Raw genomic sequence first — 19059 nt, 5'->3', positions numbered from 1 at the left:
GCCGCCGCATGACAAGCCGTCGTAGGAGAGGCGCGGAGAACCCCATGAAGAAGACCCTCATCGGCGGCGCCGCCGCCGCAACAGCCGCTACGGCGGTCGCCGCCATCGTCAGGGGCGTCCTGCCCGACATCATGCGGTACCTGCGCATCCGCAGGATGTGACGCCCGGAGTACTCACCCGGGCCGGCGGGGCCGCCCGGGTGAACCGAACGGCGTACGCAACGGTGTGACCCCGGCGCGCCGGACGCCGGGCGCCACGGCGCCGCCCTGTAATGGGCGCCGGAGACACCCCCGGCACAGGACGGAGAGCGATGCACGAGATGTCCGTCGCGCTCGCCGTCGTCGATCAGGTCGAGCAGGCAGCGCGCTCCGGTGGGGCAGTGGGTGTCGAGAGCGTGTGCCTCGAGGTGGGCGAGTTGGCCGGGGTCGTCCCCGACGCGCTGGCCTTCTGCTTCGAACTCGCCTGCGCCGGCACGGTCCTCGAAGGCGCCGAACTCGTCACCCGGTCCGTCACGGGCACCGCACGCTGCGGCGCTTGCGCGGACGTGTGGGACGTCGGCATGCCGCCGCAGTTGATCTGCCCCGCCTGCGGCGATGCCGCCGCGGACCTCATTTCCGGCCGTGAGCTGCGGATCTCCGAGGTGCGGTGGACCGACGCCGCGGCCGGGAGCGATGTCGACATGACACACGCACGCATCCACGAACCGACTCCCGAGGAGAGCTGAGCATGTGCCGAGTAGTCGACCTCCAGCAGGCCGTCCTGGCGAAGAACGAGGCGGCGGCACGGATTCTGCGCGCCGAGCTGACCGCCCGGGGCACCACGGTCGTCAACCTGCTCTCCAGCCCCGGCAGCGGAAAGACCGCCCTGCTCGAAGGGGAACTGCTGCTGGCACGGGAACGCGGCGTACCCACCGCCGCCCTCACCGCGGACCTGGCCACCGAGAACGACGCGGAACGCCTGGCCCGCTCCGGCGTCCCCGTCAAGCAGATCCTCACCGACGGGCTGTGCCACCTGGAAGCCGACATGCTCGCCGGGCACCTGCACAACTGGCTGCCCGAGGACACCCGGCTGCTCTTCGTCGAGAACGTCGGCAATCTGGTGTGCCCCGCCTCCTACGACCTGGGCGAGTCGCTCCGGGTCGTCCTCGCTTCCGTGACCGAGGGGGAGGACAAGCCGCTCAAGTACCCCACCGCGTTCGGGCTCGCGCACCTGGTCGTCGTCACCAAGACCGACATGGCGGAGGCCGCCGCTTTCGACGAGGCGGTCTTCCGCAGCAATGTGCAGCAGGTCAACCCGGGCGTGGAGGTGGTCCTCACGTCGGTACGCAACGGAGAGGGCGCCGGCTGCCTCGTGGACCGGGCCCTGTCGGCGGCGGGGGGAAGCGCCGTCCACGCTCCGGTGATGGCTCAGGCACGCGCGTGATCACGCCGCAGTCAGGTGCGGCCCTGGCGCCGGCAGTGCTGCGCAGCCGGGTCGTCGTGCGGGGCGTGGTACAGGGTGTGGGATTCCGGCCCTACCTGTACGCGCTGGCCACAGGACTGCGGCTTTCGGGCCATGTGACCAACACGGTCGACGGCGTGGTGGTGGAGATCGAAGGGGAACCTGCCGAGGTCGCGCGGTTCTGTGCGCGCATCGCCCCCGAAGCCCCGCCCCTCGCACTCGTCGAATCGGTGGAGGCCACCGAGGTGCCCGCCGTCGGGGGGAACGGCTTCGTCATCGTCCCGTCCCGGGCCGGCGGCCCCGTGCGCACCTTGGTGTCCCCGGACACGGCCACCTGTGCCGACTGTCTCGCGGAGTTCTCCGATCCGGCTGACCGGCGGTACCGCCATCCGTTCATCACCTGCACGCACTGCGGGCCGCGATTCACCATCGTCACCGGTCTGCCCTACGACCGCGACCACACCACCATGGCCGGGTTTCCGATGTGTCCCGATTGTGCACGGGAGTACGGTGACCCGGCCGACCGCCGCTTCCACGCGCAGCCGGTCGCCTGCCCCGCCTGCGGACCCCGCTTGCGGTTGATCGTCGCGGGGAGCGACGGCGCAGGAGCACTTTCGGCCGAAGCGCCGAACACCGACCCGGTCGCCGCGGCGCGCAGGCTGCTCGCCGGTGGCGCGATCGTCGCCGTGAAGGGACTCGGCGGCTACCACCTGGCCTGCGACGCGACCAACCCCTCGGCGGTGGGTGAGCTGCGGCGGCGCAAGGCCCGCGGCGGCAAGCCGTTCGCCCTGATGGCCAAAGGCATCTCCGACGTCGAGCACCTTGTCCGGTTGGGCCCTGCCGAGAGGGACTTGCTCACCGGGAAGGAACGGCCCATCGTCCTGATGCGACGCCGTCCCGGCGCGCGGCCTCGGCCCGGCACTGCCGTCCCCTGTGAAGACGTCGCACCGGGCAGCCCCGACCTCGGCGTCATGCTCCCCTACACGCCGGTGCACCATCTGCTCCTCGGACCGGGCACGCAGGAGGACGACGCGCCCAGGCTGTTGGTCATGACCAGCGGCAACATCGCCGGCGAACCCATCGTCACCGACGACACGGAAGCACAGACACGGCTGGCCGGTCTCGCGGACGCCTGGCTGCTGCACGATCGCCCCATCCATGTGCCGTGCGACGATTCGGTGATGCGTGTCTGCGACGGCGAGCCCCTGATGCTGCGTCGCTCCCGTGGACACGCCCCGCTGCCTCTCACCCTGCCCGTGCCGGTGGTCCCCGCCCTTGCCGTCGGCGGAGACCTGAAGAACAGCTTCTGTCTCGGCGAGGGCCGCAGAGCCTGGCTCTCGGCCCACGTCGGGGACATGGACGACCTCGCGACGCAGCTGGCCTTCGAGCGCGCAGAGGAGCAGCTGGAGTCCATCACTGGAGTGCGGCCCCGCATGGTGGCCGCCGATCGGCACCCGGCGTATCGATCGGCACAGTGGGCGCACCGCCACGCCGACGGGCGGCCGGTCGTGCGGGTCCAGCACCATCACGCCCACGTCGCGGCAGCCATGGCCGAGCACGGCCTGAACGGCAGCCGCCCGGTGATCGGAGTCGCTTTCGACGGCACCGGCCACGGGGACGACGGCGCGGTGTGGGGCGGCGAGTTCCTGATCGCGGACTACGCCGGGTACTCCCGGTTCGGGCATCTCGCATACGTGCCACTGCCCGGCGGGGACGCGGCCGTACGACGTCCTTACCGCATGGCCCTGGCGCACCTGCGTGCGGCGGGCATGCCCTGGAGCGACGACCTGCCGTGCGTAGCGGCGTGCCCCACTGACGAACGCGCCGTACTGGAACAGCAGTTGACACGCAACCTGAACTGCGTCCCCACGTCGAGCATGGGCCGTCTGTTCGACGCCGTCTCGTCGCTGGCCGGAGTCTGCCATCTCGCGGACTACGAGGCGCAGGCCGCGATCGAGCTCGAGGCCGCCGCTGTCGGCGCGGAGTCCGAGGACGACGCACGGTACGCGTTCCGGCTGTTCCGGTCGGCCGGGTCTCCCGTCGCGTGCGACCCCGCACCACTGCTCGGCGCAGTCGTCGAGGACCTGCGGCACGGCACCCCGGCGCCCGCCGTCGCGGCGCGCTTCAACCGGGCGGTGGCGCGGCTCGTCCGCACGGTGTGTGGCGCTGCGCGTGACGAGGTCGGCCTCGAGACCGTCGCGTTGACCGGCGGGGTGTTCGCCAACGTCCTGCTCTCCTCCCTCTGTGCCCGCGGTCTGCGCGACGACGGCTTCACCGTCCTGCGCCATCAGCGGATCCCGCCGAACGACGGAGGGCTGGCCGTGGGCCAGCTCGTCGTGGCCGCCCACGCCGCAGCCCAGGCCGGATGAGGGGCACAGGCCCACCAGCCCAACGTTAAGGAGACACACATGTGCCTTGCGGTACCCGGCAGAGTGCTGGGCGTCGAGGACAGGGACGGCACCCGCATGGCCACCGTCGACTTCGGCGGAGTGGTCAAGGAGGTGTGCCTCGAGTACCTGCCGGACCTGCGGGTCGGTGAGTACGCCATCGTCCATGTCGGCTTCGCCCTGCAGCGGCTGGACGAGGAATCGGCCCGCAGAACGCTGGAGCTGTTCGAGAACCTCGGGATGCTCCAGGAGGAGTTCGGCGACCCGTGGGAAGCGGCCGCCCACATGGAAGAAGCGGAACGGCCGACGCAGGACGGCGCGGCCCAGGAGGTACCCCGGTGAAGTACATCGACGAATTCCACGACCCGGACCTGGCGGCAAGGCTGCTGGACGAGATCCGCGCCACGGTGACGCGGCCATGGGCGCTGATGGAGGTCTGCGGCGGCCAGACCCACACCATCATCCGGCACGGGATCGACCAACTTCTTCCGGAGGAAGTCGAGTTGATTCATGGGCCGGGCTGTCCGGTGTGCGTGACACCGCTCGAAGTGATCGACAAGGCTCTCGAGATCGCCTCACGCCCCGGGGTGATCTTCTGCTCCTTCGGTGACATGCTGCGCGTCCCGGGCACCGGGCGGGACCTCTTCCAGGTCCGAGGGGCAGGCGGCGACGTCAGGGTGGTCTACTCGCCGCTCGACGCCCTGCGGATCGCCGAGCAGAACCCGGACCGTGAGGTCGTCTTCTTCGGTATCGGATTCGAAACCACCGCGCCGCCCAACGCGATGACGGTCCATCAGGCGCGCAAGCTCGGGATCCGCAACTTCAGCCTTCTGGTGTCGCACGTGCGCGTACCTCCGGCGATCGAGGCGATCATGCAGTCCCCGAACTGCCGTGTGCAGGCGTTCCTCGCCGCCGGACATGTGTGCAGCGTGATGGGGACGGAGGAGTACCCGGAACTCGCCGAGCGCTTCCGGGTACCCATCGTCGTCACCGGATTCGAGCCACTGGACATCCTGGAGGGAGTGCGGCGCACCGTCCTGCAGTTGGAGAGGGGCGAGCACTCGGTGGACAACGCCTACCCGCGCGCCGTCAGGGCCGAGGGAAATCCGGCCGCCCGGGCCATGCTCGAGGACGTGTTCGAGGTCACGGACCGGCCGTGGCGCGGTATCGGCGTCATTCCCGACAGCGGTTGGCGGCTGTCCGAGCGCTATCGGGACCACGACGCCGAATACCGCTTCTCGGTCGACGGCATCAACACCAGGGAGCCGGCCGAGTGCCGCAGCGGGGAGGTCCTGCAGGGTCTGCTGAAGCCGCACGAGTGCGAGGCCTTCGGCACGACCTGTACACCCCGCACTCCGCTGGGCGCCACGATGGTCTCCAGCGAGGGCGCCTGCGCCGCGTACTACCTGTACCGGCGGCTCGAACTGAAGGCCCCGTCCTCGGGCGCCCCATCTCTGGAGGGCAGTGCCGTTGTCTGACACCACCAGCGCTCCCCGTCCCTCGGACCCGTCCACCGCTGCGGAGTGCGGCGAACCAGTAGGGCCGGACATGCTGTCCTGGACATGCCCCGTCCCGCTGAGCGACCGGCCACGGATCGTGATGGGCCACGGCGGAGGCGGGGCCATGTCCGCCGAGCTCGTCGAGCAGGTCTTCGCCCCTGCATTCGGCGGCCCGCTGCTGTCCGCCCTGACGGACTCCGCCGCCCTGGAACTCGGCGGGGCGCGGCTGGCCTTCTCCACCGACTCCTTCGTGGTGCGGCCCCTGTTCTTCCCGGGTGGCAGCATCGGTGATCTGGCCGTCAACGGAACGGTGAACGACCTCGCCATGAGCGGGGCCCGCGCCGCCTACCTGTCCTGCGGCTTCATCCTCGAGGAGGGCGTCGGGATCGACGTCGTCAGTCGTGTCGCCGATGCACTCGGAGCGGCTGCGCGCATCGCCGGGGTCGAGGTGGTGACGGGCGACACGAAGGTGGTGGAGGCCGGTCACGGCGACGGTATCTACATCAACACCTCCGGCATCGGTCTGATCCCTCCGGGGGTCGATCTGCGTCCCCAGCGGGTCGTGCCCGGCGATGTCGTGATCGTCAGCGGCGCCATCGGTGTCCACGGGGTGGCGATCATGAGCGTGCGTGAGGGCCTTGAGTTCGGGGTCGAGATCGAGAGCGACTGCGCGGCGCTCGGGGGCCTCGTCGAGGCGATGCTCGCCGTCACGCCCGACCTGCACGTCCTGCGTGATCCGACGCGCGGGGGACTGGCCGCCTCGCTCAACGAGATCGCGGCCGCGTCCGGGGCGGGGGTCCTCGTCCGGGAACGGGAGGTGCCGGTCCCCCAGCCCGTGGCCAACGCGTGTGCCGTTCTGGGCCTGGACCCGATGTACGTGGCGAACGAGGGGAAGCTGGTCGCTTTCGTCCCGCGTCAGCACGCCGAGGAGGTCCTCGCGGCCATGCGCGCCCATCCCCTGGGCGCGGAGGCCGCCGTGATCGGCGAGGTGGTGGACGAGCACCGCGGGATGGTGGTCGCCCGCACCGGTCTCGGCGGCACACGGGTCGTCGATCTGCCCGTCGGGGAACAACTGCCCCGGATCTGCTGAGGCGCACCGGCCGCAGGCGTAGGGGACGCAGGTGCCGTCGCGCCCGGCGGATCACGCTCAGGCGGTCCGACGACCCCTGTCGGCACGCGTGTCCCACGTCCATGTGTGCGCACAGGCCGGGCACTGCAGATGGACCCTGGCGCCCTCGTTCGAGATGAGATAACGCCAGTGCTCGGAGCAGTTGCGCCGCTCCGAGCAGGTCACGCAGCCACGCGCGTCGTCGCAGCCGGGGCAGGCGACCCATGCCCGCCGGGCGGGGTCCGCCTGGGGATCAATCGGAAGCCGCATCGCCCGACTCCCGTCCCGGCAGCACGCCCGCGGCCACGAGCCGTCGGTACACCTGCTCCTGTTCCGCGTCCAGGCCGGAATAGAGGAGCGCGTAGGCCGCCTCCTCCGAGCGGAGTGCGGCCACGGGATCCCAGTCGGGACCCAGGGCCGCCATGACCTCGGCCCGTCGGCGGGCCTCCTCGAGCGTGAGGTCGATGGTGAAGTTCAGGTGGTCGGGTGCGGAGCCCTGGTCCATGGGGGGTGCTTTCGTATGAAGGTGCTACAAGCCGGACCCCGCCACGTCTACCAGAGCGGCGGACGTGCCGTGAAGGCGGTGTGACGCACTTCATCGCTCCCACCCCTCGACCGTCTCGGGCCCGGCCCGCCCTGTCGTGGGGTCGATGGCCGGTCGGTGCGTGTGCGAGGGTGCCGCGTATGGAGACGACACCCGACGGACGCCCGATCCCGCCCCCGTACGCCGGTGAACGGGCCATGCTGGAAAGCTGGTTGGACTTCCACCGCGCGACGCTGGCACTCAAGTGCGCCGGCCTCGACGACGACCAGGTGCGCCGCGCCGCCGTGACACCGTCGTCGATGACGATCCTGGGACTGGTCCAGCACCTCGCCGAGGTCGAACGCAACTGGTTCCAGCGCGTGTTCGCGGGCCACGACGTCCCGCTGCTCTACGGCGAGGACGGCGGATTCGGCTACGCCCTCGCCGCGGACCGCGGGATCGACGAGGCTCTGACCGCGTGGCAGGCCGAGGTCGACCGGAGCCGTGAGCTGATCGCGGACGCCTCGCTCGACGATTCCGGCACGCTCACGAAGGAGAACGCGGCGGTGCTCGGCGGCGAAGGGGTGTCGCTGCGCTGGATCCTGGTCCACATGATCGAGGAGTACGCGCGCCACAACGGCCATGCGGATCTGCTCCGGGAGAGCATCGACGGCGTCACGGGCGCGTAGCGTCGACGGTCGCCGACGGCAGGAGGCGCGCACTCCGCCTCTTCAGCGGACCACCACCGTCCGCTGGGCCGAGAAGTCGCCCCACTTGCCGTCCGGCAGCTTCGCCCGGAGCTTGATGCTGTAGCGCGTGCCTGGTTCGTCGGTGACGGTCATGGTGTACAGGGCCGTCCCGGCGGGCGGCTCCGCACCCCAGACGATGGTGGTCGCCAACCTGCCGTTCAGATACAGCTGGTGCTCCTTGACCGGGGCGCCCGTCCGCGGCGGGGTCCATCGCAGCTCGACGGCGCCCTTGCGGGCACTCGCCTCGAGATCGGTCGGCGCCGTGCTGCCGCCGCTGCCGCCCGGCGCGGACGGAGTGGTGAGATCGACGGGATCGCTGTCCGGCGACGAGTTCTCCGCCGCGTCGCGGGCCCGGACGGTGAAGGTGTAGACGGTGCCGGGCCGCAGGCCGGTGACGCGTGCGCCGGTCTGCGTGCCGCTCACGCTGTGGATGCGTGAGTCCTCCTGGTAGATGTCGTACGAGGTGACGCCGGTGTCGTCCGTGGCCCTCTCCCATGTCAGGGTCACCGCGGTGCCGCCGTCCGTACGCCCCTCGACCCTCGCCGGCCGGCCCGGGGCCCGGCGGTCGTCGGGGGCGGGGGCCGGTGTGGTCACGGATATCGGGGCGCTGGGCGCCGACAGGTTCCCGGCCGCGTCCCGCGCCCGCACCGTGAAGCTGTACGCGGTCCGCGGCGCCAGCCCCTCGACGTCGACCATGTGCTTGCTGCCCGGCAGGGCCTTGACCTTGGTGCCCTTGCGGTAGACCTCGTAGCCGGTGACCGCCTTGTTGTCGGAGGACTTGTCCCACATGACGTGTACCGACGTGGCACTGCCGGCCTGGGCGGTCACACCGGAGGGCGTCGACGGCGGCTTGTCGTCCGGGGTCTCACCGGCGCAGGCGGTGAGGGTCGCGAGGGTGGCCAGGGCGGTGCAAGCCGTGAGAAGGAGGACAGCGGGGCGGGACGGCGTGACAAGGGTGGGGGGACGGTGCACGGTCGGGCCTCCGCGTGACGGACGACGGGCATTGGTCCAGACCTGTATGCCACAGTCCGGTGTTCCCCACAAGGCACCCGGGAACCCGGCCCCACCGCGGCGGCCTCGCCGCCTTCGTACCTTGCGTGAGCCTGATGCCTTCCTTATGGCTTCTTGAAGAAGCCCTCAGGGAAGGGACGACACCGTTCGAACCGGCTTACGATCTCCGCAACCCCCCACCGTGATCCCGGTGGGCGCAGCGGCGCCCCCGGGATCACGATTGCTCAGCCGTCTTCCTTCCGAGGTGTCGTAAGCATGGGTTCTCGACGAGCCGCTCGCCCCAACGCCCGCTCGCACGCCCGGCGCAGGACCGGCCTGCGGGCCCGCAGCGCCGTACTGGCACTCGGCGTCATCACCGTGACCGCCGGGGTCGGGATCACTTTGGCCACGGGCGGGGACGAGGGCGGAGCGAGCCGCGTGGAGACCAACGCCGCCGGGGACGCCGCCGAGGCGGGCGGCGAGGAGACAGCGGCGAGCCCGTCGCTCCTCGCATCGCCCTCCCCCTCGGCGAGTGCGAGCGCCTCACCGAGCCCGAGCGTCACCGCCTCCGCCGCACCGAAGCGGGCGCCGAGCCCGTCGGCGTCCACGACGAAGCCCCGGCCGCGGACGACGACGCAGGCGGCGACCGGCGCCCCCACGGGCGGCGACCGGCCGGCCTCCTCCTCCGGCGGGTCCGGCTCCGGTACTTCGGGTGGATCCGGCGGCTCGGACTCGAGCGGTCCGGAGGCCCAGGTCCTGTCGCTCGTCAACAAGGAGCGCGCTTCCGCGGGATGCTCGCCGCTCACCGCCAACGCGAAGCTGACACAGGCCGCCGACGACTACAGCGACGTCATGGCCCGCAGCGGCGTGATGTCGCACACCGGCCCCGACGGCTCCACGATGACGAGCCGCGTCGAGGCCGCCGGATACGTCTGGTCGACCCTCGGCGAGAACATAGCGAGGGGGCAGGGGGACGCCGCGTCCGTGATGAATTCATGGATGAACAGCCCCGGCCATCGCGCGAACATACTGAACTGCTCGTTCAAGGAGCTCGGCGTCGGCGTCCACTTCGGTGACGGCGGCCCGTGGTGGACGCAGAACTTCGGCGCCGGCCGCTGAGGCATGCCCGACGCATCATGCGGCCCCGGGGGTACGACCCCCGGGGCCTTTCCGTCATCCCGCGGTCACAACGGGCGCGTCGACCGTGCGGGACCCGCCGTGTGACGGCCTGGCGCCGAAGTCCCGTTCGAAGAAGCGGAAGGCGTCCTCCTGCTTCCGTTCCACCGCGGCCTCGGCACGGGACGTGAGGAACCGTGCGCGGCGCGGGCCCGGATGTGGGTCGCCGAGGCGGCCCCGGGCGCACGTCGGGACGACCTCGTAGCCGTCGCGGTCGCGGTCGTGCCGCAGACTGCGGCCCTGCAGGAAGCCGTACTCCAGCCAAGTGCGGGCCAGGTCCTTCAGCTCCGGGGTGGTCCAGCTCGCAGGTGAGCGCGGCCCGATGGTACTCGCGGCTGACGTAGGTCCGCTCGACGCCCGGTAGCCGGAGGCCAGGGCGACCGGGACGCCGTACTTCCGGTGGAGCGTGCCACCCGGGCGACGCATCCTGCTGAGCCTGGCCGGATTCGGAAGATCACAGGGAACTTCGCCGCAGGCGCCGTTGGCCCCTCACACCAGCCCGAAGGACACCCGCACCCGCGCGCCGCCCATCGGGGCTCGGGTGATCTCCAGGTAGCCGTCCGCGGCCTGCGCCGCTCGCGCCACGATGTCCAGGCCGAGCCCGGTACTGCCCGCGCCTCCGCCGCCGACGCCGCGGGTGAGTGCCGCCTGCGGATCGGCGACGCCAGGGCCGGCGTCGTCCACGGTCAGCACCACCTGCCGGTCGTCGCGTTCCACCCGTACGGCGAAGGCGGTTCCCTGCGGGGTGTGCCGGAAGACGTTGCCGATCAAGGCGTCCACCACCGCGGCGAGGTCGTCCTCCAGGAACCGCACGGGCGTCCGGCGCGGCGTGAAGGAGCGTTCGCAGATCCGGTTCTGCTGCTTGGCGAGCACCGACCAGAAGTCGAGTCGCATCGCAACGACCTCCGTCACCTCGCAGGGCCGCACCGGCGCCTGGCCGCTTCCCTGGCTCGCGGCCAACGGGGTACGGGCGGCGGTGATGATCGAGTCGAGTTCGCTCTCGAGCTGGGAGACGGCCGCGGTGATCCGGCGGGCTCCCGCCGAGGGGCCCATGAGGTCCGCCTCGAGGTAGAGGGCGGTGAGCGGGGTGCGCAGACGGTGCGAGAGGTCGGCGACCATCTCGCGTTCGATGGCGAGCAGTTCCACGACACGGTCGGCCATGGTGTTGAACGCCGCGCCGGCGTCCTGGAGTTCCGGCGGACCGTCCGGTTCCACCCGCACGTCCAGGTCGCCGGAGCCGAGCGCCAGTGAGGCGCGTTTCAGGCTCTGCGAGGACCGGACGACCCGGGCGCCCAGCCGGTCGGCGACGAGCACGGAGCCGCCCACCAGCCCCAGGGCCAGCAGCGACATCACACCCCAGGAGGCCCACACGCCGCGGGTCAGATCCGCGGCCGGCACATACGCCTCGACGACGGCGACCCGGTCCCCCGGCAGGACGACGGGCTGGAGGTAGACCCATCCCTCCGCGGTGTCCATGGCCAGCGTGCCCCGGCTGCGCACCGCACTGTCGAGCGCTTCCCGCGGGGCGTGCGGGGTGCCGACGAACCCGCCGTCCGGGAGCCGTACGGCCAGCCGGTCGTGGGAGTCCAGCTCCGCGACGGCCTGCTGGACGTCGCTCCGGCGGGTGGTGAGGGCGAGGACGGGCGACAGGGCGGACGCCCGCTGTTCGGCGGCGGTGGTCACCCGGTCGCGGGCCTGCTCGCGGACCAGTAGGGCGAGGGGGATGAGGAAGGACAGCGCGACCATCGACGTCACGGCCAGCGCGATCCCGGCGAGTGCGCGCCTCATGAGGGCGAGCTGACCAGTTTTATGCCGATTCCTCGCACTGTGTGGAGGTATCTTGGCTGCGATGCCTTTTCGCCCAATTTCCTGCGGAGGGCGGAGAGATGGACGTCCACGGTCTGGTCCTCCAGATACGGCTGCTGCCACACCTCGGCGAGGATCCGCTTGCGGGACATCACCTGGTCCGCGTGTGCTGCCAGGTACGCGAGAAGATCGAACTCCCGGCGTGTGAGAGCAAGCTCACAGCCGGCGAGGTGGGCGGTGCGGGCGCGAGGGTCGATCCGCAGTTCGCCGACCTGGACCACGGGCTGCCGATCGGCCGCCTCCACGGCCGGCCCGGACCGGCGCAGCACGGCCGCCAGCCGGGCGGCCAACTGGCCGCCGGAGAACGGCTTGACCATGTAGTCGTCGGCCCCCGCGTTGAGCAGCCTGATGGTCTCCGTGTCGTCGTCGCGGGCGGTGGCGACCAGGACGGGCACCCGGGATATGCCCCGGATCATCCGGAGGACGTCGAGCCCGTCCAGATCGGGCAGTCCGAGGTCGAGCACCACGATGTCGGGCGGGCACTGGGTCACTTCGCGCAGCGCCTCGAAGCCCTGGTGGGCGGTCTTCACCGCGTACCCGTGTCCGGTGAGGACCTCGATGAGCGCGGCCCGGATGACAGGGTCGTCCTCGACGACAAGTACGGAGGCCATGAGCAGGCACGTTAGCCGGTCAGTCAGTATGGTGTCGTGTCCCGCCTTCCGCGTTATCTGCTCATCTGGCTGTCGTGCACCGCGGCCAGTGTCACGGCCGTGATGATCACGGTCCATTTCGTGGTGGGTTCGACCAGACCGACGGCACCGGTCGCGCAGTCCGCGCCCAGGGACTTCGCGGCATCGCCCCGGACGTCCACCCCCGCGGCCGGCCCCTCCCCCTCGCCCAGCCCCGAGCCGACGCCGAGCGTGCGCACGCGGTCACCGTCGCCGTCCCCGACGACCGAGAAGCCGCGTACGGCGACGCCCACCCCGGCGGCGCGCACGACGCCGCCCCCGCCCGAGGAACAATCCGCCGCGCCCCCGGACAGCGGCCAGGGCTGCGAGGAGGGCGGCTCGGGTGTGCACACGATCTCGTCCCAGGGCGGCAAGGCGACCGTGCGCTACGGCAGCGGCGGTGTGTGCCTCATCTCGGCCGTGCCGAACGAGGGCTTCACGGTCAGCACGTCGCAGACCGCGCCCCAGACGCTGACGGCGACCTTCTCGGCCGCCCGCCACCGCTCGGAGATCACCGCCACGACCGAGCCCTCCGACCGGGCGAGCGTGCGCGAGACGTCGTTCTGACCGCTCGTTCTGACCGCTTCTTTCTTTCTCACCGCGTCGGTCCGGCGGCCTTTCCGGTCTGCGGCGGCAACTGCTTGGCATGCAGGAGGGGACGTACGGCGGGCGGGACGGCAGGACCGTCACCGTACGGACGCAGGGGCGGGCAGCGCCCACCGCGCGAGGGCGGGACCGGTCCGTGCCAGGCGCTATCCGCCGGGCAGCCCCCGCAGGCGCGCCGTATCCGCGGCCGCGTCAGGCGATCCGTGTGCCCGCCCCCGACACCCGTACCCGCTTGTCGCCCTCGCGCAGTTCCACGGTGAGCAGACCGGGGCGGCCCATGTCCGCGCCCTGGTGGAGGGTGAGCACCGACGCCTCGGGGACCAGGCCCAGCTCGCGGGCGTACGCGCCGAACGCTCCTGCCGCCGCGCCCGTCGCCGGGTCCTCGACGACGCCGCCGACCGGGAACGGGTCGCGTACGTGGAAGACGGTCGCCGACGCCCGCCACACCAGCTGGACCGTGGTCAGGTCGAGACGGCGCATCAGCGCCGCGAGGCGGTCGAAGTCATATGCCAGGTCCGCCAGCCGTGCCCGGGTCACGGCGCCGAGCACCAGGTGCCGGGCGCCCGCGAAGGCGATACGCGGCGGCAGCGCGGGATCCAGGTCGGCGGCCGGCCAGTCCAGCGCGGCCAGCGCCTCCGCGACGTCCGCGTCCGCGATCTCCTCGCTGTGCGGCTCGACCGTCGTCAGCGTCGCCCGCAGTGCGCCGTCCTCCTCGGTCACGGTCACGGGGACCGTCCCGGCGCGGGTCGCGAACACGAGGTCACCGGGCCCGATCCGCTCGCCGAGGGCGATGGCGGTGGCGATGGTGGCATGCCCGCAGAACGGCACCTCGGCCTTGGGACTGAAGTAGCGGATGGTGAAGACCCTGCCCGGCTCGCCCTCGAGCCCTTCGGGCGGCGCGGTCACGAACGCGGACTCGCTGTACCCGACCTCCGCGGCGATGGCGAGCATCCCCGCGTCGTCCAGTCCCACGGCGTCCAGGACGACCCCGGCGGGATTGCCGCCCTCGGGCTCGCCGGAGAATGCGGTGTAGCGCAGGACTTCGTTCTTCGTCGTCATGATCGTCGGAACTACCGGGCGCGGCTGTCTTGTTCCCGGCCGGTGCCGGTCCGACGGGATCGACATCGCAACTGCGTCAATCGCTGTGATCTTGGTGTTGGTGCCCGCCGCCGGTGCGCTGGGATGCTGGCCTGCGGGAGCCGGCCGGGACCGCCGGCGGCTCGACGGCGAGATGGGGGTTGCGTTTCCGTGGTGGTGTTCCGGACGAACGACGGGCCTGTGCGTGGGCGCCGGGTCGCGGACGATGTGGTGGCCGTCCTCGGTATACCGTACGCCGCTCCTCCTTTCGGGGCGGCTCGGTTCCGGGAACCGCTGCCTGCCGCGCCCTGGACGGAGGTGCGGGACTGCACGCGTTTCGGGCCCGTCGCCCCGCAGTCGGCCGAGCTGCCGGGGGCCCCGTCGTGGGCGCCCGGTGACGAGGACGTCCTGACGCTCAACGTGTGGGCCCCGGCGGGTGCGGCCGCGCTGCCGGTGCTGGTGTGGATCCACGGCGGGGCGTACACCTTCGGGTCGTCGGCGCAGCCCGACTTCGACGGGACGGCCCTGGCCCGCGACGGCGGGCTGGTCGTGGTGACGGTCAACTACCGGCTGGGGTTCGAGGGCTTCGGGCACGTGCCGGCGGACGGGGACGGCACACGTCATCCGGACAACCGCGGGCTGCTCGACCAGATCGCGGCGCTGCGGTGGGTGCGCGAGAACATCGCCGCGTTCGGCGGCGACCCGGACAACGTCACGGCGGCCGGACAGTCCGCCGGCGCGACGTCTGTGGCCGCTCTGATGGTGATGGACCGGGCTCGGGGGCTGTTCCGCCGTGCGATCGCGCACAGTGCGGTCGGCCCGTGCTGGTCGGCGGGGCTGGCCCAGGAGATCACCGCGCGGGTCGCGGCAGCGGCGGGCGTTCCGGCGACGGCCGCGGCCCTGGCCGCGACACCGCCGAAGACCCTGGTCGCCGCCTCCGACGCGGTCGCGGACGCCTACCGTCGCGACCCCGCGTCGGGGCACCTCCACTACGACCCGGTGCTCTACGCTCCGGTCGCCGACGGTGACGTGCTGCCGGCGGACCCGCTCGCCGCCGTGGCCGCGGGGGCCGGGAGGGACGTGGACCTGCTCGTCTGCCACACCACGCAGGAGTACTGGCTGATGGACGCGGTCGGCAGCAGCGCGAAGGTCACGACCTGGGACGGGCTGAAACGGTTCGCGGCCGACTTCGGACTGCCGGACGACCTGCCGGACCGCTACCGGGCCCTCCTGCCGGACGACGCGCCGGTGCTCGACGTGTACCTCTCGGTCTTCGGCGACCTGCTGTTCGCCGAGTACAGCAGCAGGCTCGGCGAGGCGCACGCACGGGCGGGCGGCCGGGCGTTCGTGTCCCGCTTCGACCGGCGGCGCAGCGGCCCGCGGAGCGAGGTGCTCGCCTGGCACTGCGCCGATGTGCCCTTGGCGTTCGGCAACCACGGCCTGGCCGCGGTGGAGTTCCTCATCAAAGGCCCGCCCTCCCCGGCGGACGACCGCCTGTCGCGGCGCATGCTCTCGGCCTGGGCGGCGTTCGCGTCGACCGGGGATCCCGGATGGCAGCCGCTCGAGCGGGCAGGGTCCGGCCCGGCCCGAGTCTGGGCGCCGGACGACGGCGAGGCCCGCACCCCGCTGCCCGATACCCGGCCGCTGTGGGGGGACTTCGAGTACCGGCCGCTGGAGCCGTGACCGGGACGCGACGCATACCACCCGTGAACGCCGGCAAGTGCTTCAACTACCCGCAGCGGTGACCACCTTGGCCTGGTCCCGGAGGGCAAGCATTTGCATCCGCCTACGTTCGCATCTGTACCCCGAACCGCATCAACGCGACGGCATCGATGTCGCGGCCACTCGCGGACGCAGCGCGACTTGACGACGCTTCTTCCCGTGTTTCTGCACGGCCGGGGCCGTAGGATCGCCGAGGCGACCGGGCGCCGCGAGGGAATCGCACCAGAAGCGTGAGCGTGAGTGCCGCGTCCCTGGTCACTTCGCTGCTGATGTCGGGGAGGGGACGATGCGGGCGACACGGATCGATGGCCGCTATCAGCTGATCGATCTCATCGGCACGGGCGGCATGGGCCAGGTCTGGCGTGCCTACGACGAGCGATTGGGCCGCGAAGTCGCGGTCAAGACTCTGACAGCCGGCGACAGTGGGCCGGACCCTCGCGCCATGGCACGGTTCGATCGAGAGGCCCGAGTCGTCGCGCGCCTCGACAGCCAGCATGTCGTGACCGTGCACGACATCGGTGCGGCCGCAGTAGAGGGCCGTTCTCTGCTATTCATCGTCATGGAGCTGCTCGGTGGGCAGCCACTCGACCGCATCATCCGGGAGGGGCCGCCACCCCTTGCTGATGTGGCCGGTTGGGGCAGCCAGGTGTGCGACGGTCTCGCAACGGCGCACGCCGCAGGGGTACTCCATCGCGACATCAAGCCCGCCAACATCATGATCACGCCCCGTGGCGTCGCCAAGATCCTCGACTTCGGCATCGCCGCGTTCCTCGACAACGCGTCTTCCGACACGAACCTGACAGCGACAGGGACGCTGTTGGGGACTCCCGCGTACATGTCTCCGGAACAAGCACAGGCGGTCCCGGTAGACCACCGGAGCGACCTGTACTCACTCGGTTGTGTGCTCTACACCCTCATTACCGGTCAGCCCCCGTTCACCGCAGCCAGCGGGGTCGCCCTGCTCGTCAAGCACGTGGCCGAGGCTCCCGCCCCTCCGAGTCGCCGTCGCCCGGATCTCCCGGCCGGTTGGGATGAGCTGATTCTCGCGCTGCTGGAGAAGCGCTCATCGCATCGGCCGCAGAGCGCGGTGGAGGTCCGTGAGCGCCTCCGTAGCATGGGTACTGCCCATCCGGGGCTGTTCGATGGAACGGCGGTCAGGAGACTTACGCGACGCTTCCGCAGATCAACTCCAACGATGAGTGTCCCCCCGTATCCACCGTCACCTCCAGCACCCCCACAACAGCAGTCGCCGGCCGACCAGCCGATGGATGCCGTGAACGTGAACGACCTGCCGCACCAGTCGATCACCCTGCCCGTACCGCCCCCTCCGCCCACGAAGGTTCTGTCGGACGTGCGGCCGACGACGCTGCCCGGCGCAGCACACCTGCCGTCAGCCGGGGAAATCATGTACACCCTGCCGCCGATGGATCTGCTGGAGCGCGGTTCTCCGGCAAAGTCACGCACCGCGGCCAACGACGCGATAGTCGCCTCCTTGACCCACGTCTTCGCCGATTTCAAGGTCGACACGGCTGTCACCGGCTTCACTCGAGGACCGACGGTCACCCGCTACGAGCTCGAACTCGGCCGGGCCGTGAAGGTCGAGCGGATCACCGCGCTGACCAAGAACATCGCGTATGCCGTGGCCAGCCCGGACGTGCGGATCATCAGCCCGATCCCCGGCAAGTCCGCGGTCGGCATCGAAATCCCGAACACCGACCGTGAGAAGGTCAACCTCGGCGACTTGCTGCGCTCGGTGGACGCGACGCGCGACGACCGTCCGATGCTGGTGGCGCTCGGCAAGGATGTCGAGGGCGCCCATGTGATGGCCGACCTGACCAAAATGCCGCACATCCTCGTCTCCGGCGCCACGGGGTCCGGCAAGTCGTCCTGCATAAAATGCCTGATCACCTCGATCATGACGCGGGCCACCCCCGAGGACGTCCGCGTGGTCCTCGTCGACACCGAGCGCGTCGAACTGACCGCCTACGAAGGCATTCCACACCTCATCACGCCGGTCATCACCGACCCCGGGCGGGCCGCAGAGGCGCTCCAGTGGGTCGTACGCGAGATGGACCTGCGCTACGACGAACTCGCGGCGTACGGCTACCGGCACATCGACGACTTCAACGAGGCCGTGCGCAGCGGAAGGCTGCGTGCCCATGAGGGCAGCGAACGTGAGCTCCAGCCGCACCCCTACCTGCTGGTCGTCGTCGATGAGCTGGCCGACCTGATGATGGTCGCGCCGCGCGACGTCGAGGACGCCATCGTGCGCATCGCTCAGCTCGCCCGAGCGGCCGGCATCCACCTCGTCCTCGCCACTCGGCGCCCCTCGACAGACGTCGTCACCCCTCTCATCCAGGCCAACGTGCCCTCCAGGCTCGCCTTCGCCGCCTCCTCGCTCGCCGACAGCCGCGCCATCCTTGATCAGCCCGGTGCCGAGAAGCTGATCGGCAAGGGCGACGGGCTGTTGTTGCCGATGGGCACCAACAAGCCCATCCGCTTCCAAGGAGCCTTCGTCACCGCACAGGAGGTCGCCGGCATCGTCCGGCACTGCAAGCACCAGATGGCACCCGTCTTCCGCGACGACGTCACCCGCGGCACCAGACACGAAAGTATCGATCAAGCCATCGGTGACGACCTCGACCTGCTGTGTCGAGCCGCCGAACTGGTCGTCTCGACCCAATTCGGCTCGACCTCGATGCTCCAACGCAAGTTCCGTGTCGACTTCGCGAAGGCCAGCCGGCTCATGGACCTGATGGAGTCACGGAACATCGTGGGACCGAGGGAGGGCTCGAAGGCTCGGGACGTGCTGGTCAGGCCCGAGGACTTGAACCGAGTGCTCACCATCCTTCGTCGTGCGGGCGCTTGAAGTGGTTGTGGCTCCGGCTCAGCCTCTCAGCCGGGGCATCACCACACCTTCGCCTCCGCACGGTCCATCAGGTCGGGGTCCATGGTCTGCTGCATCGCAAACTGTGTCGTGCTCCCCGCGGCACCGGCCGGACGCGCCGGGTCGGTCAGAAGCGCGGGCCCGCCATTCACGAAGACGACCCGACACCTGTCCTGACGTCCGAGCGGGAACAAGTCCTGTTGTCGAAACCCTCTTCGACCAAGACCCCGTTCGCTCTCCCGGTTCAGGTGGCGCGTCCTGCTTGTGGCGACAACCGTGTTCTGCACCCTTCTCCATGACCATCAGCTCAGCGGTGAACGCAGGACGAAGCCTAGGATCCGATTCCAAGGCAGGAACACGG

Annotated in this window: 19 protein-coding genes; 12 read left to right on the top strand and 7 right to left on the bottom strand. The window is 70.9% G+C overall.

Annotation, left to right across the window (positions count from 1 at the left end):
- The first annotated feature begins 44 nt into the window (after positions 1-44).
- The 7 genes from MDN94_RS20340 to hypE all read left to right on the top strand — a co-directional run bounded on the left by MDN94_RS20340 (position 45) and on the right by hypE (position 6416).
- Positions 45-161 carry a DUF6893 family small protein gene (locus MDN94_RS20340; protein WP_482727318.1) on the top strand — a complete coding sequence of 39 codons (117 nt, stop codon included), beginning with the start codon at positions 45-47 and terminating at the stop codon, positions 159-161.
- Positions 162-310: 149 nt separating this feature from the next.
- Positions 311-724 carry a hydrogenase maturation nickel metallochaperone HypA/HybF gene (locus MDN94_RS20335; protein WP_482727317.1) on the top strand — a complete coding sequence of 138 codons (414 nt, stop codon included), beginning with the start codon at positions 311-313 and terminating at the stop codon, positions 722-724.
- Between the two features lie 2 nt (positions 725-726).
- Positions 727-1422 (top strand): hydrogenase nickel incorporation protein HypB, encoded by a 696-nt coding sequence (gene hypB / locus MDN94_RS20330; protein ID WP_482727316.1) that lies wholly within the window; start codon positions 727-729, stop codon positions 1420-1422.
- Positions 1419-3809, top strand: a complete 2391-nt coding sequence (gene hypF, locus MDN94_RS20325; protein WP_482727315.1) for a carbamoyltransferase HypF — start codon at positions 1419-1421, stop codon at positions 3807-3809. The genes hypB and hypF overlap by 4 nt, the downstream gene beginning before the upstream one ends.
- A gap of 39 nt (positions 3810-3848) precedes the next feature.
- Positions 3849-4169 carry a HypC/HybG/HupF family hydrogenase formation chaperone gene (locus MDN94_RS20320; RefSeq protein WP_482727314.1) on the top strand — a complete coding sequence of 107 codons (321 nt, stop codon included), beginning with the start codon at positions 3849-3851 and terminating at the stop codon, positions 4167-4169.
- Positions 4166-5305 (top strand): hydrogenase formation protein HypD, encoded by a 1140-nt coding sequence (gene hypD, locus MDN94_RS20315; protein ID WP_482727313.1) that lies wholly within the window; start codon positions 4166-4168, stop codon positions 5303-5305. The genes MDN94_RS20320 and hypD overlap by 4 nt, the downstream gene beginning before the upstream one ends.
- Positions 5298-6416: a hydrogenase expression/formation protein HypE gene (hypE, locus tag MDN94_RS20310; protein ID WP_482727312.1), complete on the top strand. Its 1119-nt coding sequence runs from the start codon at positions 5298-5300 to the stop codon at positions 6414-6416. Before hypD ends, hypE begins: the two co-directional genes overlap by 8 nt.
- Positions 6417-6687: 271 nt before the next feature.
- Here the strand turns inward: hypE and MDN94_RS20305 are convergent, their stop codons facing one another.
- Positions 6688-6939, bottom strand: a complete 252-nt coding sequence (locus tag MDN94_RS20305; RefSeq protein WP_482727311.1) for a DUF6400 family protein — start codon at positions 6937-6939, stop codon at positions 6688-6690.
- A gap of 179 nt (positions 6940-7118) precedes the next feature.
- Between MDN94_RS20305 and MDN94_RS20300 the strand changes: the two genes are divergently transcribed.
- On the top strand, positions 7119-7646 hold the full coding sequence (locus MDN94_RS20300; RefSeq protein WP_482727310.1) for a DinB family protein: 528 nt from the start codon (positions 7119-7121) through the stop codon (positions 7644-7646).
- A 42-nt stretch (positions 7647-7688) separates the two neighbouring features.
- Here the strand turns inward: MDN94_RS20300 and MDN94_RS20295 are convergent, their stop codons facing one another.
- On the bottom strand, positions 7689-8678 hold the full coding sequence (locus MDN94_RS20295; protein ID WP_482727309.1) for a fibronectin type III domain-containing protein: 990 nt from the start codon (positions 8676-8678) through the stop codon (positions 7689-7691).
- Between the two features lie 294 nt (positions 8679-8972).
- Between MDN94_RS20295 and MDN94_RS20290 the strand changes: the two genes are divergently transcribed.
- Positions 8973-9815: a CAP domain-containing protein gene (locus tag MDN94_RS20290; protein WP_482727308.1), complete on the top strand. Its 843-nt coding sequence runs from the start codon at positions 8973-8975 to the stop codon at positions 9813-9815.
- A gap of 54 nt (positions 9816-9869) precedes the next feature.
- Here MDN94_RS20290 and MDN94_RS20285 read toward each other — a convergent pair whose 3' ends face one another.
- The 4 genes from MDN94_RS20285 to MDN94_RS20270 all read right to left on the bottom strand — a co-directional run bounded on the left by MDN94_RS20285 (position 9870) and on the right by MDN94_RS20270 (position 12759).
- On the bottom strand, positions 9870-10298 hold the full coding sequence (locus MDN94_RS20285) for a hypothetical protein (RefSeq protein WP_482727307.1): 429 nt from the start codon (positions 10296-10298) through the stop codon (positions 9870-9872).
- A gap of 63 nt (positions 10299-10361) precedes the next feature.
- Entirely contained in the window at positions 10362-11660 is a 1299-nt protein-coding gene (locus MDN94_RS20280) for a sensor histidine kinase (RefSeq protein ID WP_482727306.1), read from the bottom strand.
- The gene (locus MDN94_RS20275; RefSeq protein WP_482727305.1) at positions 11657-12349 is read right to left on the bottom strand and encodes a response regulator transcription factor; all 693 of its coding nucleotides are present in this window, start codon (positions 12347-12349) and stop codon (positions 11657-11659) included. The genes MDN94_RS20280 and MDN94_RS20275 overlap by 4 nt, the downstream gene beginning before the upstream one ends.
- 53 nt (positions 12350-12402) lie before the next feature.
- On the bottom strand, positions 12403-12759 hold the full coding sequence (locus MDN94_RS20270) for a hypothetical protein (RefSeq protein WP_482727304.1): 357 nt from the start codon (positions 12757-12759) through the stop codon (positions 12403-12405).
- Between MDN94_RS20270 and MDN94_RS20265 the strand changes: the two genes are divergently transcribed.
- Positions 12752-12973, top strand: a complete 222-nt coding sequence (locus MDN94_RS20265) for a hypothetical protein (RefSeq protein WP_441261483.1) — start codon at positions 12752-12754, stop codon at positions 12971-12973. The genes MDN94_RS20270 and MDN94_RS20265 overlap by 8 nt on opposite strands.
- Before the next feature lie 231 nt (positions 12974-13204).
- Here MDN94_RS20265 and MDN94_RS20260 read toward each other — a convergent pair whose 3' ends face one another.
- Entirely contained in the window at positions 13205-14071 is an 867-nt protein-coding gene (locus tag MDN94_RS20260; protein WP_482727303.1) for a PhzF family phenazine biosynthesis protein, read from the bottom strand.
- Positions 14072-14260: 189 nt separating this feature from the next.
- Here MDN94_RS20260 and MDN94_RS20255 point away from each other — a divergent pair, with 189 nt between their 5' ends.
- Positions 14261-15772, top strand: coding sequence for a carboxylesterase/lipase family protein (locus tag MDN94_RS20255; protein WP_482727302.1), 1512 nt, complete (start codon positions 14261-14263; stop codon positions 15770-15772).
- Between the two features lie 325 nt (positions 15773-16097).
- Positions 16098-18680 (top strand): DNA translocase FtsK, encoded by a 2583-nt coding sequence (locus MDN94_RS20250; RefSeq protein WP_482727301.1) that lies wholly within the window; start codon positions 16098-16100, stop codon positions 18678-18680.
- Positions 18681-19059 lie beyond the last annotated feature (379 nt).

Source organism: Streptomyces sp. WAC00040 (assembly GCF_056835925.1).
Note: the sequence above shows the minus strand (reverse complement) of the source record. Positions and strands in the feature narration are given on the sequence as shown.